This window comes from Pseudomonas japonica, assembly GCF_013522925.1.
In the GTDB taxonomy this organism is placed as follows: domain Bacteria; phylum Pseudomonadota; class Gammaproteobacteria; order Pseudomonadales; family Pseudomonadaceae; genus Aquipseudomonas; species Aquipseudomonas japonica_A.
Genome location: NZ_JAAMQU010000003.1, coordinates 186,946 through 203,305 on the forward strand (window position 1 = coordinate 186,946; position 16,360 = coordinate 203,305).

Annotated in this window: 17 protein-coding genes and 1 pseudogene; 5 read left to right on the forward strand and 13 right to left on the reverse strand. The window is 60.8% G+C overall.

The genetic code is table 11. From position 1 onward, the window contains the following. From G7016_RS06005 to G7016_RS24990, 3 genes and pseudogenes are all read right to left on the reverse strand, one after another. On the reverse strand, positions 1–1,197 hold the full coding sequence (locus G7016_RS06005) for an MFS transporter (RefSeq protein WP_181111930.1): 1,197 nt from the start codon (positions 1,195–1,197) through the stop codon (positions 1–3). Between the two features lie 95 nt (positions 1,198–1,292). Further along, positions 1,293–2,879 (reverse strand): ABC-F family ATPase, encoded by a 1,587-nt coding sequence (locus G7016_RS06010; protein WP_181111931.1) that lies wholly within the window; start codon positions 2,877–2,879, stop codon positions 1,293–1,295. Positions 2,880–2,884: 5 nt separating this feature from the next. After that, positions 2,885–3,100 (reverse strand): annotated as a pseudogene (locus G7016_RS24990) (site-specific integrase); the annotation flags it as partial. 97 nt (positions 3,101–3,197) lie between these two features. On the opposite strand from G7016_RS24990, the gene G7016_RS06015 reads away from it, so the two are divergent. Continuing rightward, positions 3,198–3,437 carry a hypothetical protein gene (locus tag G7016_RS06015; protein ID WP_181111932.1) on the forward strand — a complete coding sequence of 80 codons (240 nt, stop codon included), beginning with the start codon at positions 3,198–3,200 and terminating at the stop codon, positions 3,435–3,437. A gap of 108 nt (positions 3,438–3,545) precedes the next feature. On the opposite strand, the gene G7016_RS06020 is transcribed toward G7016_RS06015, so the two are convergent. From G7016_RS06020 to ku, 6 genes are all read right to left on the reverse strand, one after another. Next, positions 3,546–4,826 (reverse strand): TRAP transporter large permease, encoded by a 1,281-nt coding sequence (locus G7016_RS06020; RefSeq protein WP_181111933.1) that lies wholly within the window; start codon positions 4,824–4,826, stop codon positions 3,546–3,548. Then, positions 4,827–5,354, reverse strand: coding sequence for a TRAP transporter small permease (locus tag G7016_RS06025; RefSeq protein ID WP_181111934.1), 528 nt, complete (start codon positions 5,352–5,354; stop codon positions 4,827–4,829). 60 nt (positions 5,355–5,414) lie between these two features. Then, on the reverse strand, positions 5,415–6,398 hold the full coding sequence (locus tag G7016_RS06030; protein WP_181111935.1) for a TRAP transporter substrate-binding protein: 984 nt from the start codon (positions 6,396–6,398) through the stop codon (positions 5,415–5,417). Between the two features lie 237 nt (positions 6,399–6,635). Further along, positions 6,636–7,055 carry a response regulator gene (locus G7016_RS06035; protein WP_181111936.1) on the reverse strand — a complete coding sequence of 140 codons (420 nt, stop codon included), beginning with the start codon at positions 7,053–7,055 and terminating at the stop codon, positions 6,636–6,638. A gap of 150 nt (positions 7,056–7,205) precedes the next feature. After that, positions 7,206–7,472 carry a hypothetical protein gene (locus G7016_RS06040; protein WP_181111937.1) on the reverse strand — a complete coding sequence of 89 codons (267 nt, stop codon included), beginning with the start codon at positions 7,470–7,472 and terminating at the stop codon, positions 7,206–7,208. A 130-nt stretch (positions 7,473–7,602) separates the two neighbouring features. After that, positions 7,603–8,487: a non-homologous end joining protein Ku gene (gene ku, locus G7016_RS06045; RefSeq protein WP_181111938.1), complete on the reverse strand. Its 885-nt coding sequence runs from the start codon at positions 8,485–8,487 to the stop codon at positions 7,603–7,605. A gap of 340 nt (positions 8,488–8,827) precedes the next feature. On the opposite strand from ku, the gene G7016_RS06050 reads away from it, so the two are divergent. Next, positions 8,828–9,100 (forward strand): DUF1652 domain-containing protein, encoded by a 273-nt coding sequence (locus G7016_RS06050; RefSeq protein WP_181111939.1) that lies wholly within the window; start codon positions 8,828–8,830, stop codon positions 9,098–9,100. Between the two features lie 172 nt (positions 9,101–9,272). Here the strand turns inward: G7016_RS06050 and G7016_RS06055 are convergent, their stop codons facing one another. Both G7016_RS06055 and G7016_RS06060 read right to left on the reverse strand, forming a co-directional pair. Next, positions 9,273–9,548 carry a peptidylprolyl isomerase gene (locus G7016_RS06055; protein WP_181111940.1) on the reverse strand — a complete coding sequence of 92 codons (276 nt, stop codon included), beginning with the start codon at positions 9,546–9,548 and terminating at the stop codon, positions 9,273–9,275. 66 nt (positions 9,549–9,614) lie between these two features. Further along, the gene (locus G7016_RS06060) at positions 9,615–11,744 is read right to left on the reverse strand and encodes a hybrid sensor histidine kinase/response regulator (RefSeq protein WP_181111941.1); all 2,130 of its coding nucleotides are present in this window, start codon (positions 11,742–11,744) and stop codon (positions 9,615–9,617) included. Between the two features lie 106 nt (positions 11,745–11,850). Between G7016_RS06060 and G7016_RS06065 the strand changes: the two genes are divergently transcribed. Continuing rightward, a complete protein-coding gene (locus tag G7016_RS06065) occupies positions 11,851–13,011 on the forward strand; it encodes a PilT/PilU family type 4a pilus ATPase (RefSeq protein ID WP_181111942.1) in 1,161 nt (386 codons plus the stop codon). Between the two features lie 7 nt (positions 13,012–13,018). On the opposite strand, the gene G7016_RS06070 is transcribed toward G7016_RS06065, so the two are convergent. Beyond that, complete coding sequence (locus G7016_RS06070) at positions 13,019–13,840, reverse strand: aldo/keto reductase (RefSeq protein WP_181111943.1); 822 nt, start codon at positions 13,838–13,840, stop codon at positions 13,019–13,021. A gap of 18 nt (positions 13,841–13,858) precedes the next feature. Next, the gene (locus tag G7016_RS06075) at positions 13,859–14,764 is read right to left on the reverse strand and encodes a LysR family transcriptional regulator (protein ID WP_181111944.1); all 906 of its coding nucleotides are present in this window, start codon (positions 14,762–14,764) and stop codon (positions 13,859–13,861) included. 115 nt (positions 14,765–14,879) lie between these two features. Here G7016_RS06075 and G7016_RS06080 point away from each other — a divergent pair, with 115 nt between their 5' ends. Both G7016_RS06080 and G7016_RS06085 read left to right on the forward strand, forming a co-directional pair. After that, positions 14,880–15,578, forward strand: a complete 699-nt coding sequence (locus tag G7016_RS06080; RefSeq protein ID WP_181111945.1) for a CoA transferase subunit A — start codon at positions 14,880–14,882, stop codon at positions 15,576–15,578. Positions 15,579–15,604: 26 nt separating this feature from the next. Beyond that, positions 15,605–16,261, forward strand: coding sequence for a CoA transferase subunit B (locus tag G7016_RS06085; RefSeq protein WP_181111946.1), 657 nt, complete (start codon positions 15,605–15,607; stop codon positions 16,259–16,261). Positions 16,262–16,360 lie beyond the last annotated feature (99 nt).

Genomic DNA, 16,360 nt, shown 5'->3' on the forward strand with positions numbered 1-16,360 from the left:
TCAGCGGCCGCTGCCTTCCCGCGACAGCCAGCCGATCAGCGCCAGCCCTACGACAGACAAGCCCGACGCGCAGAGGAAGATGGCTGCGTAACCGGCATTGGCCGCCAGCGCGCCCATCAGCGGCCCGGCAATGGCCAGGGCAATGTCGAAGAACACTGCGAACGCCCCAAGCCCCGAGCCGCGGCTGCCAGGGGGCACCTGCGCGATGGCCAGCACGCCCAGCGCCGGGTACACCAGCGACAAGCCGAACCCTGCCAGGCTGGCCCCGATCAAGGCGAACACGGGCGATGGCGCCAACCACAGGAATACAAACCCGACCGTCTCGACGCTGAGGCAAGCGAATGCCACGGCGAACCCGCCATAGTGGTTGATCGCGTTGATGAACAGCAGCCGAGCGAGGATGAAGCAGGCCCCGAAGGCCGTCAGGCAGAACGCCGCACCTGCCCAGCCTTGTTCCAGGTAATACAGGGTGATGAACGTGGTGAGGGTGCCGTAGCCGATCGAAGCCAGGCACAGGCCTAGCCCGTATGGCGCGACGCGGCCGAACGCCGACCAGAACGGCAGGCGCTCGCCGCCGCGTATCACCGGTACCGATGGCCGCTTGCGCAGCATGAACAGCGCGAACGCCGCCAGGGCGAACAAGGCAATGCCCAGGGAATGGAAGCCCAGGTCGCTGGTCATCACTACGCCCAAGGGCGCCCCGATAGCGATCGCCCCGTAGGAAGCGATACCGTTCCAGGAGATCACCTTGGCCGTATGCTCAGGCCCCACCTGGCCGATGCCCCACGCGCTGGTGCCAACGCCCACCATGCCCTGGCCCACCCCCAGCAGCAGGCGCGCCACCAGCAACACGCTCAGGCTCAGGGTGTTCCATTCATGCAGCAATGTTGCCAGCAGCGTGAGCGCACCGCTGCCGGCAATGGCGTACAGGCCATAGGTGATGGTGCGTTTGGTACCCAGGCTGTCGGCCAGACGGCCAGCGAGCGGGCGGATCAGCAAGGTGGCGAAATACTGGGCGGCGATCACCACACCCGCCATCACGGCGCTCAGGCCCAGTACGTCGTGGACGTAGCCCGGCAGCACCGCAATCGGCAGGCCGATGCAGAAGAACGCGATGAAGGTGTAGAACACGATGGACAGGATTTGCAGCGTAACTGCGCCGGAGCGCGGGGGGAGGGTGCTCGAAGGGGTGGTCATCGGTGCGCTCGCGGGCAGTGGGGCTACACCTATGATCGCCATCGAGCGAGAAAATTAAAAGCAGGCTAATGATTTTCTCGCCCGATGCGGGCCGGTTACACCACGCCTTGGCTGCGCAGGTATTCGTCGTAGGTGCCGCTGAAGTCCACCACGCCTTCAGGCGTAAGCTCGATGATGCGAGTGGCCAGCGAAGACACGAACTCGCGGTCGTGGCTCACGAACAGCAAGGTGCCTGGGTAGTTCTCCAGTGCCAGGTTCAGCGCTTCGATGGATTCCATGTCCAGGTGGTTGGTGGGTTCGTCCATCACCAGCACGTTGGGCTTTTGCAGGATCAGCTTGCCGAACAGCATGCGGCCCTGTTCACCCCCGGAGATCACCTTCACCGACTTGTTGATCTCGTCGCTGGAGAACAGCATGCGGCCCAGGGTGCCGCGCACAAGCTGCTCGCCGCCTTGCGTCCACTGGCCCATCCACTCGAACAGGGTGGCATCCTGCTCGAAGTCCGAGGCGTGGTCCTGGGCGTAGTAGCCCAGTTCGGCGCTGTCGGTCCACTTCACGCTGCCCTTGTCTGCCTGCAGCTCACCCATCAGCATACGCAGCAGGGTGGTCTTGCCGGCGCCGTTGGGGCCGATGATCGCTACGCGCTCGCCGGCTTCGACCTGCAGGCTCAGGCGATCGAACAGCTGCTTGCCGTCAAAGCCCTTGCTCAGGTTGTCCAGGGTGACCGCCTGGCGGTGCAGCTTCTTGTTCTGCTCGAAGCGGATGAACGGGCTGACACGGCTGGAAGGCTTGACCTCGGCCAGCTGGATCTTGTCGATCTGCTTGGCTCGCGAGGTAGCCTGCTTGGCCTTGGAGGCGTTGGCCGAGAAGCGGCTGACGAAGGTCTGCAGCTCGGCGATCTGGGCTTTCTTCTTGGCGTTGTCGGCCAGCAGTTGCTCGCGCGACTGGGTGGCGGCGGTCATGTACTCGTCATAGTTGCCCGGGAACAGGCGCAATTCGCCGTAATCCAGGTCTGCCATGTGGGTGCATACGCTGTTGAGGAAGTGACGGTCGTGGGAAATGATCACCATGGTGCTGTTACGCGCCGTGAGGATGGTTTCCAGCCAGCGAATGGTGTTGATGTCCAGGTGGTTGGTCGGTTCGTCGAGCAACAGCACGTCCGGGTCCGAGAACAGCGACTGGGCCAGCAATACCCGCAGCTTCCAGCCGGGGGCAACTTCGCTCATGGGGCCGAAATGCTGCTCCAGTGGAATGCCCAGGCCCAGCAACAGTTCACCGGCGCGGGATTCGGCTGTGTAGCCGTCCATTTCCGCGAACTCGGTTTCCAGCTCGGCGACTGCCATGCCGTCGTCTTCGGTCATTTCCGGCAACGAATAGATGCGGTCGCGCTCGGCCTTGACCTTGTACAGCTGCTCGTGGCCCATGATCACGGTATCGATCACGCTGCAGGCCTCGTAGGCGAACTGGTCCTGGCGCAGCTTGCCGAGCCGCACGTTGGGCTCCAGCATCACCTGGCCGCCACTGGGCTCCAGGTCGCCGCCAAGGATTTTCATGAAAGTGGACTTGCCACAACCGTTCGCCCCGATCAGGCCGTAGCGGTTGCCGTTGTTGAATTTGACCGAGACGTTCTCGAACAGCGGCTTGGGGCCGAACTGCATCGTGATGTTGGCGGTGGAGATCAAGAGCCTTACCTATCAGTAACTTGCGATGTTAATTCTGCGCTTGATACCAATTTGGTACCAATCAGGAGTTTTTCCAGCTCCGGCCAGTCCGTGGGCTTGATTCGACGTGCATGAGCCCCAGGGAGCTGTGCACGCTATGCCCGAGCTGTGGGGCGATGAATGCGGGGGTTGAGACCAGACATTGCGCATATTGTGGCATAGGTCTGCCGGCAGTTATACGGGTGCGGCGCGTGTTCGGGGCTTGTACAAGCCGGATGGAACTGGTTGGGCCGGGCCGGACGTACTAACCTCACCTGACTATGCTGCGGAGCATCGGTCATGAGAACAAAAATAATTTATTTCCATAACGAATACCGCATCGAAACCAACCCCGAGTACAGGCAGGCGACCTTGCTGGAGCGGGTGTATGACCGTTATAGCGATGCGTACATTCCCGAGCCTGGCAAGGGCATCTCGATTCAGCAGGGCAGCAGGGTGTCGGGGTTCAGCGTGGAGAGCGTGCAGGTGCGCCTGGAGGCGGATTTCGATGTGTTCCTGGTCCATCTCCGGGATCACTGAGCCGGCGGCTTACTCAAATTTATCGTGCAAGGGGTATAAGCCTTGCCGCACTGGCCCGGCATACGCGCCGGGCCAGCAGGCAGGGTGAGGGGAGCTTGCGCCAGCGGCTTACAGCACCACGCTCGGCAACCACAGCGAAATTGCCGGAATGTACGTTACCGCCATCAGCACCATGAACAGCACCACGTAGAACGGCAACAACGCCTTTACCGTGGCCTCGATGGTGACCTTGCCTACGGCCGCGCCCACGAACAGCACCGCGCCAACGGGCGGGGTGATCAGGCCGATGCCAAGGTTCACCAGCATGATCATCCCGAAGTGCACCGGATCAACGCCCAGGCCTGTGACCACCGGCAGCAAGATCGGGGTCAGGATAAGAATCAGCGGTGCCATGTCCATCATCGTGCCGAGTATCAGCAGCATCACGTTGATGCACATCAGGATCACGTAGCGGTTATCCGACAGCGTCAGGAACGCGGTGGTGATCTTGGACGGGATTTCCATCAGCGTAAGGATGTAGCCGAAGCTGGCAGCGAAGCCGATAAGGATCATCACGATGGAAACAGTTCGCACGGCCCGGTGCATCAATTTGGGCAGGTCGCGCCACTTGTAGTCCCGATAGATGAACATGGTGACGAAAAATGCCCACAGCACCGCGATCGCCGCTGACTCGGTGGCGGTAAACACGCCGGACAGGATCCCGCCCAGGATGATCACCATCGCCATCATGCCCCACAGCGCTTCAGCGGCAATTTTCAACGCCTTGCGCAGTGGAATGACTTCGCCTTTGGGGTAGTTGCGTTTGCGCGCGAAGATCATGCACATGACCATCATCACTGCACTGAGCAACAGTCCCGGGCCGATCCCCGCCATGAACAACGCGGCGATCGACACCGTGCCACCGGCAGCCAGCGAGTAAAGCACCGAGTTGTGGCTAGGTGGGGTGAGCAGCGCCTGTACCGAACCGCTGACGGTCACTGCGGTAGAAAAGTCCCGAGGGTAGCCGTTGCGCTCCATTTCCGGGATCAGTACCGAACCCACCGAGGCGGTGTCCGCAACCGAGGAGCCGGAAATCGCGCCGAAGAAGGTGGACGCCACGATGTTCACCAGGGACAAGCCACCGCGGACGAAGCCCACCAGCACCCCGGCAAAGGCTACTAGCCGACGGGACATACCGCCTTCGGCCATGATTGCGCCTGCCAGCACAAAGAAGGGAATCGCCAGCAGCGAAAACTTGTTCACGCCCCCCGCCACCTGGATCATCAGGGCGTCGAACGGAATCTCGATCCACCAGGCGCCCACCAGCGCCGCCAGGCCCAGCGCATAGGCAACCGGCATGCCCACCACGATTAGAAATATAAAACTGCCCAGCAAGATAAACGCGTCCATTCAGGCAGCCTCTTCGCTTTCTTCGATCAGGTCGAAACGCACGGCCCGGCGGTGGCTCTGGTCACCGAGGAACAGCCGTTCCAGCACAAAAATCAGGGTCAGTACGCCGCCGATGGGGATCGGCAGGTAGGAAATGCCCACCCGTAGCCCGGGCATTTCGCCCAGAAACTGGTTCCAGGTATTAAGGCACAGCTTCATGCCTTTCACTGCCATGAACACGCAGACCAGTGCCATCAGCAGCTGCACAAGGATCGCCGCCCCGTGGCGCAGGGCAGGGGGCATGCGTTCAGTGGCCATGTTCACCGCCATGTGCGCGCCGGCACGGTAGCTGGCGGCGGCGCCGAAGAAGGTGAACACCACCATCAGCAGAATGGCAGTGGGCTCTGGCCAGCTCGAACCCGAGCCCAGCACATAGCGAGCGAAAATACCCCACGGGATGATCAGTGCCATGGTGAGCATGGACAGCCCCGCAATGCCGATGCACAAGCGGTACAGCCCATCATTGATGTGTAAAACTGTGTTTTTCATACGCACACCCTCGGCCAGCGGGCGTGAAGCCCGCTGGCTTGGCATTAAATGGCCGCAGCCTTACTGAACAGCTTCGATGCGAGAAATGAGGTCCGCGTAGGGTGCGCCGTACTTGGCACGCACGCTGGCCGTGGCGTCGTAGAAGGCTTTCTTCTGCTCCGGCGTCAGCGTGATGAACTCCACGCCAGCCGCCTTGAGCTTGGCTTCGCTATCCGCCGATTTCTTGTCCCACAGCACCCGCTCTTCGGCCTGCGCCTCTTTGGCCAACTTCTTGACCAGCGCCTGCTGTTCGGGGCTGAGCTTGTTCCAGGTTACCTTGGAGATCACTACCGGCTCAGGCAGGATCAAATGCTGGGTGAGGGTGTAGAACTTCGCGTTCTGGTAGTGGTTGTGTTCGAGCATGGTCGGCGGGTTGTTTTCTGCCCCGTCGATAACACCGGTTTGCAGCGCGCTGAAGATCTCACCGGTGGCCATGGCGATACCGTTGCCGCCCATGGCATTGATGGTGTCGATAAACACCGGGTTGCCCTGAACGCGGATTTTCATGCCTTTGAGGTCGGCGATGTCACGCACGGGCTTCTTGGTGTAAAGGTTGCGCGTACCGCCATCCATCCACGCCAGGGCCACCAGGTTAAATTCGGAGTTGGTGATCTTGTCGAGAATTTCCTGGCCGATGTCGCCATCGATAACCTTGCGCATATGCGCATGGTCACGGAACACGAAGGGGAGGTTGAACACGTTCACATCAGGGACCACCGGGCCGACGATGCCCAGGCTTACCCGAGTCATCTGGATGGCGTTGGCTTGTACCTGTTCCACCACCTCTTTCTCGGAGCCCAGTACGCCCCCTGCAAACATCTTGAAGCTGATCTCGCCCTTGCTCTGCTCCTCGAGCTTCTTGCCCATCTCCTGTTCTGCGACAACCGGGGGGTACCCGGCTGGATGCACTTCGGCAAACTTGATCTTGACCTCTGCCATAGCCGCAGTGGACATGCAGAAAACAAGGGGGAGTGCCGCAGTGAGCAGCTTGCGTTTGAAGTCCATGGTGTCTCCGTTCGTTATTGTTTTTGTCAGCAGGGGCCCGCAACGACCTCACGGAGGAGTTATCCGTTGTCGTACGTCTTGAGGATTATCGACATGCGTCAAAACATTTGTCAACGCGACTTAAGTCGGTTGAGAAACGGAAACGGCGGGAAGAGGGCAGGGCTTGCGGGCGGACATGTCCGCCACGAAATATTTAGTAAGGGTAAGGAAAGCGAGCGAGAGGCATTGAGAGAAGTATCAGCGCTGTTGACGTCGCTGGATGGCTGCTACGGCTGAACGGATAAGGTCAGTGAGTTCGCCGATCTGCCAAGGCTTTTGCAAAAAGCGTATGTTGCCTTCGCTTTCACCAGCCGAGCCAGTAGTAAGAATTACCGGTACTTCCGGCCATTTCCTGCACACCTGCTTGGCGAATTCCCACCCGTCGAGCTCCCCCGGCATGATGTAGTCCGTTACCACCATGGACACCTCATCGGGATTGGCGCGCATGTAGGTGATGGCCTCGTCGGCGCATTCGAAGCTGACCACACCCAGCCCAAGTTGCTCTACAACTTCTTCTGCGATCCATCGTAGAAGCTCGTCGTCTTCTGCAATCAGCACCTTCAGGCGGGCTGGCTCTGTAGCCAATGGCACTCCCGTCACAGCATCGAACTCCCTCATGGCTATAAGCATCCCCTGGCTGACAGCCTTGGCATTTGCGCTCGGCCAACGCGGCGCGCAAGCCTATGACCGCAAAAATTCCAAGGGTTCCGCGCGCTTACGCAAATCCGTGTAACAAGCGTGTGAAGATTCAGCGAATCCTGCGCCCGCTCAGGTCGAAAGATCGGCGCCCTGCGCAGGCTGTACTGCAGCCGCTTTGAAGTGCCCCGCCTGGACGTCTTCGGCATACCGCTTGAGCCGTGCCTCGCCACGCTCGAACACCGTGATCATTCGCAACAGCGCCTGAGCATCCGGCTGGTTGTGGCTATGCTCGAGCCGCTGGGCGATACCCTTTAATTCGACTGCAGACCATTTCAAGTCCGAGGCGATGTTTTCAAGTTCACGCTTGAGGTCCTGTTCGGTCTTGCCAAGGCTCATTTGCTGCTACGCCTCCATTGCGATTCTGGCCGGCCTCGATCATTTGCCAAGGCCTCCATGGCATCATCCGCAAGGCTGAAGAAGCTGGCAAGTCCCGGCGACAATCGGAAGCGCAGCGGCGGGTTCAGCCCTACGATGCTTTACGGGACTTGCGAGGGGTACGTGACTTGGACGGCTTGGCCGTGGCAGGTTTTTCCTCGGTGGCTTTCCCGGCCGCCTTGGGCGCCGTTTTGCCCCCCAGGCTACGCTTGAGCAACTCGGTAAGGTCGATGACGTCGGCCCCTTGCTTGCCGGTGTCTTCGGCGGTTTCCACTTCTTCGATCTTGCCCTCGTGGGCCTTGCGGTCCACCAGTTCCATGATCTTGGCTTCGAACTGATCGGTATACTCCTCCGGGCTCCAATCTCCGCTCATGTCTTCCACCAGCCGCTTGGCCATCTCCAGCTCGCCTTTCTTGAGTTCTGCCTTTTTGGCCTCGGCACTCAGTTCCAAGGTATCGAGGCTACGCACTTCCGCCGGCCAACGAAGTTTTACCAATACCAGAGCGTCGTCCAGTGGCATCAATGCGGACAGGTACTGGCGTGTGTGCAGGACGACAAGCGCCAAGGCCACCTTGTTGGTTTGCCGAAGGGTTTCCCGCAACAGCGCATACACTTTTTCGCCGCGTTTATCGGGGGCGAGGTAGTAAGGCGTGTCGATATTGGGCAGTGGGATCTGCGAGCTGTCCACAAACGAGAAAATCTCTATGGTCTGGGTGGACACCGGGTGCGCTGCGCGAATTTCCTCTTCGCTGAGTACAACATAGCGACCTTTCTCGTACTGCACGCCCTTGACGATGTTCTCGCGGTCCATTTCCTCACCGCTGACCTTGTTGATGCGCTTATAGCCCACGGGGTCCATGCTGCGCTTATCGAGCCAGTCGAAATCCACCCCTTTGGAGGCGGTAGCCGAAACCAGCGCAACGGGGATATGAACCAGGCCGAAACTGACGGCGCCTTTCCAGATAGCACGGGGCATGAGGCAAACCTGCAATCAAGCGGGGAGATCCTTAAAGGACCGATGCTGACGCAGCTTAGTTCAGTGCACGCATCCGGGCAGGGTCGTGCAGTTTGCAGGCAGGTGCGACACCTTTTCGGGCATTGCGCATGGTAGCTTTTCAGGTGTTTGTGAAGACATCAGCCTAAGTGATTGATAAACAAGCCCAGACGGACGGTGCCAAGGGCGGCATGGAAGGTGCTCTTCGTATAGGAGCCCGGAAACGCCGGATCATGATGAACCGGTCACCTGACGATGTGGCTTCAATCCGAAGCCTGCAGGCGAACGTTCGGGGCGCTAACTGTGACGAGGGAGAGGCGCGATGCTGTCTACACTTGAACTACGCAATATCATTGAAAGCAGCTTTCTTCCCCAGCGGTGCCAATGCACCCAGGGGCCGGATCAGTCGCTCACCGTCAAGGTTTTCGAAAAGGGCTCCGACCGCCCGGATTTCATGGTCACCGGTATCAATACTCGCGAGCTCAACAGCAGCCGCGCGATCTCCAACCTGATCGCCGGCCTTCGACGTGATCTGTCGACGCGGCAGGGGATGAATCAGGTGGAACAGCGCCGCCGAGCCAGCGCCAGCTTGTAGAAATGTCCCGGCGCTCGGTGATGCTGCGTTAAAAGCAGGCTCGGAATGCTCATTTACACCTAGTAAACTCCGCTTCCTCGCCTGCTTTTGCCTTGCCTGACCTTCGCGCGAAACATTTCCCGTTATCTATTTATTTATACGACCCGCACCGCCTCAGGCCGTGCGGGTTTTTTTAATCCCGGTAGAACACCTGCACCAGATGATAGCCGAAGCGGCTTTTGACGGGGCCGTGGATCACTTTCAGCGCCTTGCGGAAGATGATCTGGTCGATTGCGCCCACCATTTGCCCGGGGCGTACTTCCCCGAGGTCACCGCCGCGCTTTGCGGAAGGGCAAGTGGAGTGCTTGCGCGCCAGTACATCGAATGGCTCGCCCTTGGCCAGGCGCTGGCGAAGGGTTTCTGCCTCTTGGGCGGTGCGAACGAGTATGTGACGGGCCTGAGCTTTCATGGATAGTGCTGAAATAACGGAAACGGGCGCGCATGGTACTGCCTGAACGCCAGCGCGCCCACCCCGCTAGTCGCCGATCATCTGGCGCACCTTGCTGGCCAGCATTTCCAGCGTGAACGGTTTGCTCACGATGTCCATGCCTTCCTCCAGGTACGTGTCGCGATCCGCCGCCTTGTCGATATAACCCGTCATGAACAGCACCTTGAGCCCCGGCCGACGGTCGCGGGCGATTTCGGCCAGTTGCCGGCCGTTCATACCGGGCAGGCCTACGTCGGTCACCAACAGGTCGATCCGCAGCGCGGAGTCGAGCAGGGGCACGGCTACTTCCGCATCGGCGGCCGGGTGGCCCCGGTAGCCCAGTTCATCCAGTACGTTAAGGATGAGCATGCGCACAGCGGGGTCGTCCTCGACCACCAGCACGCTTTCACCCTCCTGTGCCAGCGGCGGAATGCACTCGGCTTCAAGCGTTGCCTGGGCGGCATGTGGTTCCAGATAACGCGGCAAATACAGACACACTTCAGTCCCTTGGCCTAGCTCGCTCACCAGGCTTACGTGCCCGCCGCTTTGTTGGGCGAAGCCATAAATCATCGACAAGCCCAGGCCGGTACCTTGTCCTGTGGGTTTTGTGGTGAAGAACGGGTCGAACGCCTTGGCCCGGGTGGAGGCGGACATCCCGCTGCCAGTGTCTTTCACGCACAAGGTTACATAATGGCCGGGCCGCACCGGCTCCATGGGCGGGTTTTCACGGGGGTCGTCAATCAGCTGGTTGCCGCTGGTGATCAGCAGGCGCCCACCGTCTGGCATGGCGTCGCGAGCATTGATCACCAGGTTGAGCAGCGCGCTTTCCAGCTGATTAGGGTCGGTATGCACCGGCCAGACGTCGGGCGCGAGCTCCAGGCGTAGCTCGATCTGTTCGCCGGTAGTGCGTGCCAGCAGGTCTTCCAGCGAAAGCACCAAGGTGTTGAGGTCGATGCGTTGACGATCCAGCGACTGCCGACGGGAAAAGGCGAGCAGGCGGTGGGTGAGGGCGGCCGCGCGCTGCGCCGAGGACAACGCGGCGTCGGCGAACCGGCCGATTTCCGCGCTGCGGCCTTTGGCAATGTAGCGGTTCATCAAGTCCAGGCTCCCCATGATGCCGGTGAGCATGTTGTTGAAGTCGTGGGCGATGCCGCCAGTCAATTGCCCCACGGCCTCCATCTTCTGTGCATGGCGCAGCAACTCCTCGGCGCGTTCACGCTCCTGCGCTTCGGCCAGAAGCCGGCGGTTGGCATCGATCAGTGCGCGAGTACGTTCAGCCACGCGCTGCTCGAGCGTTTCGTTGAGCTCGCGAAGCGCCTGTTCGGCCAGCTTGCGTTCGGTAATGTCGATGGACGCCCCAATGAAGCGGGCGGGGCGCCCGTGATCGTCACGGAAGCACCGCCCTCGGGCGAACACCCAGCGCCAGCCGCCATCCGCCTGAAGCAGGCGGTACTCCTCTGCGAATTCACCGCTGCCGTGCATGCAGGCCTTGATCCGACGTGCCACGAACACGCGGTCTTCGGGATGGACTGCCGCAAGATAATCGCCTATCGGCCGTTGGCCTGCCTGAACAGGATCGACATTGTGCATATATGCGAAGTGGGCATCGGCGATAAACCGATCCTCACGTATATACCAGTCCCAGGTACCTACCGCGTGGGTCGCATCCAGGGCAAGCCTCAGCCGCTCTTCAGAGGCTTGATGAGCCCGCCGTTGTTCGGCAAGGCGAGCCTCGAGCACGCCCTCGTTGACACCCGTGGAAGGGTCGGCGAGCACCGTGAGCCAGATTCCGATGACCATGCCTTTATCATCGCGCACCGGTGCGAAGTGGGCGCTGAGGCGGGCCGAAACGGATGTGCCGGATGCGGGCCTTAAACCGGGTACCACGGAGCGATCGCCCTCGCTGGCTGCCTGCAGCGCCACGGCGAGGGGGTAGTCGGGCTCCGGTAGCAGATCACGCAGGGCTTGACCGGGGCGCGGTATGGGCAACCCCAGCGCCTCAACCAGGGCAGGGTTGGCAATCAGTTGGTGGTGTGCACCCCACAGCACAGCGGTGGGCACTGGCGCATTCAATGCGATGTCTACCGCCATGCGCAGCGCTGGCGGGCATTGCGACAGTTGTTCCAGGCGCGCTGCGCTGTGGGGTGCCAGCGTAGTCGCCGGTTTGGTAACTGTCATCGGCTTACCTTTGCTTGCCATTCGATTTGCACCACAAGGCCTTTCCCAGCCAAGCTATGCGCCTTGGCGCTTATTGATCTCAACGTATTATTGGCGGACTGCATTCATGGATCTCCCGGCCCTGCTCAAACTGCTTGCCACCCAGGACGGTTCCGACCTGTACCTTTCTACCGGCGCGCCGCCCTGCGCCAAGTTCAATGGTGTGCTGCGGCCCGTGGCCGCCGAGGCGCTGAAGCCAGGGGAGGTGGCGCAGATCGCTGCGAGCATCATGGATGCCGAGCAACGGGTGGACTTCGAGCGAGAGCTGGAAATGAACCTGGCGCTGTCGCTGCCCGGCGTGGGCCGGTTCAGGGTGAACATTTTCAAACAGCGCAACGAGGTCTCCCTCGTAGCCCGTAACATCAAACTCGACATCCCATTGTTTGACGACCTCAAGCTGCCCCCCGTACTGCTGGATGTGATCCTGCGCAAGCATGGCCTGGTACTGTTCATCGGCGCGACGGGCTCGGGTAAATCCACGTCCCTCGCGGCCTTGATCGACCATCGCAACCGTAGCAGCAGTGGCCACATCATTACTATCGAAGATCCCGTGGAGTATATCCACCGCCACAAGAAGTGCATCGTGAACCAACGCGAGGTGGGTGTAGACACACGAAGTTTCCGCGCGGCGTTGAAAAATACCCTGCGCCAGGCACCCGATGTGATCCTCATCGGGGAAATCCGTGACCGCGAAACCATGGAGCATGCGCTCGCCTTCGCCGACACGGGCCATTTGGCAATCTCCACTCTTCACGCCAACAACGCCAACCAGGCACTGGACCGGATCATCAACTTCTTCCCGGAAGAGCGGCGGCCGCAATTGCTCCAGGATCTGGGTAATAACCTGCAGGCCTTCGTGTCGCAGCGGCTGGTGAAAACCGTGGATGGAAAGCGGCGCGCCGCCGTGGAGGTCATGCTCGGCACGCCGACCATTCGGGACCTGATCCACCGCAGCGAATTCGGCGAATTGAAAGGGATCATGGAAAAGTCAGTGAACCTGGGCATGCGTACCTTTGACATGGCGCTGTTCGACCTGGTTGTCGAAGGGGCCATCAGCGAAGAAGAAGCCCTGAAGAACGCCGACTCGGCCAACAATTTGCGCCTGCGCCTTAAACTGCAGCGCGACAATCCGGCCGAACGCAGTACTGCGCCGGCAGCCCCGGCGGGTGCAGCGCGGCCGGGCAAACCGGATTGGGGCCTGGTAAGTGACGAGGATGGCCACGGCTGACAGCGGGTCACACCATTCGCAGGCGCTGCTTGCGTGTGGGCGGGGGGAAGGCGACGTCCAGTTCCGCGAGGTCCTGCGGGGTCAACTGCAACTCGGCGGCGCGCGCGTTCAGGCGCACGTGCACGGGGTCCACTGCTTTAGGGATGGCCATTACATTGCCGCTGCGGATCACCCAGGCCAGGCACACTTCCGGCGGCGTTACCTTGTGCCGCACGGCGATCTGCTGCAGGGCCGGGTGGTCAAGAAAGCGCCCGCCCTGGGCGAGCGGGCAGTACGCCATGATCGGCTTACCTTGCTCGGCCGCCCAGGGCAACAGGTCGTATTCGATCCCGCGGGCTTCCGGGTTGTACAGCACCTGCTGAGTCGCGCAGTTGTCCAGCGGCGTGCCCTGGAGGTCCGGCAGGTCAAAGTTGGACAACCCCCAGGCGCCGATCTTGCCGGCCTCACGCAATTGCTCGAAGCCTTCGATGGTTTCTTCAAGCGGGTACTCCCCTGGCCAGTGCAGCAGATAAAGGTCCAGACGTTCCACACCCAGGCGTTGCAGGCTGCGTTCACAGGCGGCGATCACGCCATGACGGCTGGCGTTATGCGGGTACACCTTGCTCACCAGATACAGCGGTTCGGTATTGCCGCGAAGGGCTTCGCCTACCACCCGCTCGGCCTCGCCTTCGCCGTACATTTCCGCGGTATCGATCACCTTCAGGCCCAATTCCAGGCCCAGGCGCAAGGCTGCAATTTCATCCTGCCGGCGGCTTGGGTCCTCGCCCATGCGCCAGGTGCCCTGGCCGATCGGAGGAAGGGCCTGGCCGGCCAGTGTTACAGCTCGCATAGTGATCTCCTTGCGGGGTCATGAAAGGGCGGGATCTGCCGGAACGGCCAGCGTGGCCAGCAGCACATCCCCCAATACCTGGGCAGCGCTGGACAGCTGGTGGTCAGCAAGCCGCATCATTCCGATTCGCCTTTCAATCCGAGGTTCCTCCAATGGAAGGCAATGGGCGCCCGACTCTTCCATCTGCTGGCTGCACAATGCCGGCACTGCACTTACGCCCAGGCCGCAGGCTACCATCCGGCCTACGGTGCTCAGCTGATGGCTCTCGAACGCTACGGCCAGGCCACCGTGGCGCTCGCGCAGGTCGGCCTCGAGCAACAAGCGCACCGCGGACGGCCGTTGAAGGGTAATGAAATCCGCTTCCAGCAGTTCGGCCCACGTCACGCTGCTCAGCCGGGCCAAGGGGGAGTCCCGCGGCACCACGGCGACGAAGCGGTCTGTGAACAGCGGCTGAAATACCAGGGAGCGCAACGACTCAGGCTCGAATCCGATACCCAGCTCCACGCGGCGCTGGCGAACCATTTCCACCACTTGCTCGTTGACCACGTCATGGACGGCTACATTGACGTTAGGGTGCAGGTCCTTGAAGCGACGCAGGGCCTTGGGCAGGAGATTTCCGGCAAAGGAGGGCATGGCTGCGATGGAGACTTTTCCTCGCTGCAGTGTGAAGTGCTGGCGCATCAACTCTTCGGTGTTGTCCCAGTCGGCAAGCAGCCGCCGTGCCAGCGGCAGCAAGGTTTCGCCCTCTGGCGTAAGCCGTACGCTGCGCGTGCTGCGAACGAGCAACGGGCCGCCAAGGTTTTCTTCCAGCGCTTTGATGGTCAGGCTAAGGGCCGGCTGGGACAGGTGCAGTCGCTCGCCGGCCTGAGCGAAGCTCAGAGTTTGGGAGATGGTGACAAACGCACGAAGCTGCCGGGGATTCATTAAATTTCCATATCAATGGATCAGTAAATCAAACTTATCAAATCAGCCAGCGGGGCGGAAGATAAGTCAGCGCCAGCCCCTCGGCAATCAATAACAACAGTAAAGGCAAACCTCCATGGCCGGACTCGATAAACGGGTATACAGCTACGAAGAGGCCCTCGCAGGGCTTACCGACAACATGACCGTGCTATCCGGCGGCTTCGGCCTGTGCGGCATTCCGGAGAATCTCATCGCCCAGATCAAGCGTATGGGCGTGCGCGGGCTCACGGTGGTGTCCAACAACTGCGGCGTCGATGGCTTTGGGCTAGGCGTGCTGCTCGAGGACCGCCAGATCCGCAAGATGATTGCCTCTTACGTGGGCGAGAACGCGCTGTTCGAGCGCCAGTTGCTCGATGGCGAGCTTGAAGTGGAGCTTACCCCTCAAGGTACCTTGGCTGAAAAGATGCGCGCCGGCGGCGCGGGCATTCCTGCGTTCTATACCGCAACCGGCTACGGCACGCCGGTAGCCGAAGGTAAGGAAGTACGCGAATTCAACGGGCGGCATTACATCCTCGAGCAAGCCATCACGGGCGATTTCGCCATTGTGAAGGGCTGGAAAGCGGACCATTTCGGCAACGTGGTTTACCGCCACACAGCTCAGAACTTCAACCCCCTGGCGGCCACGGCCGGCCGCATCACAGTGGTGGAAGTAGAGGAAATCGTGGAGCCCGGCATGCTGGAGCCCAGCCAGATTCACACCCCGGGCATCTTCGTGGACCGAGTGATACAGGGCCAATTCGAAAAACGTATCGAAAAACGCACCCTGAAGGCGTGATCGCACCCTATACGAGGCTCTGTAACATGGCACTTACCCGTGAACAAATGGCGCAACGCGTCGCTCGCGAACTGCAGGATGGTTTTTATGTAAACCTGGGGATTGGCATCCCCACGCTGGTCGCCAACTACGTGCCCGAGGGCATGGATGTAATGCTGCAATCAGAAAACGGCCTGCTGGGGATGGGAGCGTTTCCCACCGAACAAACCGTGGACGCTGACATGATCAATGCCGGCAAGCAAACCGTGACCGCGCGCACAGGTGCATCGATTTTCGATTCCGCCACCTCCTTCGCGATGATTCGCGGCGGCCATGTGGACCTTACCGTGCTGGGCGCCTTCGAGGTGGATGTCGAGGGCAATATCGCCTCCTGGATGATCCCCGGCAAGCTGGTGAAGGGTATGGGCGGGGCCATGGATCTGGTGGCCGGCGCGGACAACATCATCGTGACCATGACCCATGCGTCAAAGGACGGCGAATCCAAGCTGCTGCCGCGTTGCAGCCTTCCACTGACTGGCGCGGGTTGTATCCGCAAGGTGCTTACCGACCTGGCGTGGCTTGAGATCGAAGACGGCGCGTTCGTTCTGCGCGAGCGCGCACCGGGCGTGAGCGTGGAAGAAATCGTAGCCAAAACCGCTGGCAAACTGATTGTGCCCGCTGAAGTCCCCGAAATGGTGTTCTGAAGCGCTACCCTGTTGTCGTGAGCGCGTCGCTACCCAAGGGCTCCACGCCGCCCTCGGGTAGCGGCGCGTTCACGGTTTTACCCATAACGACAATAAAAG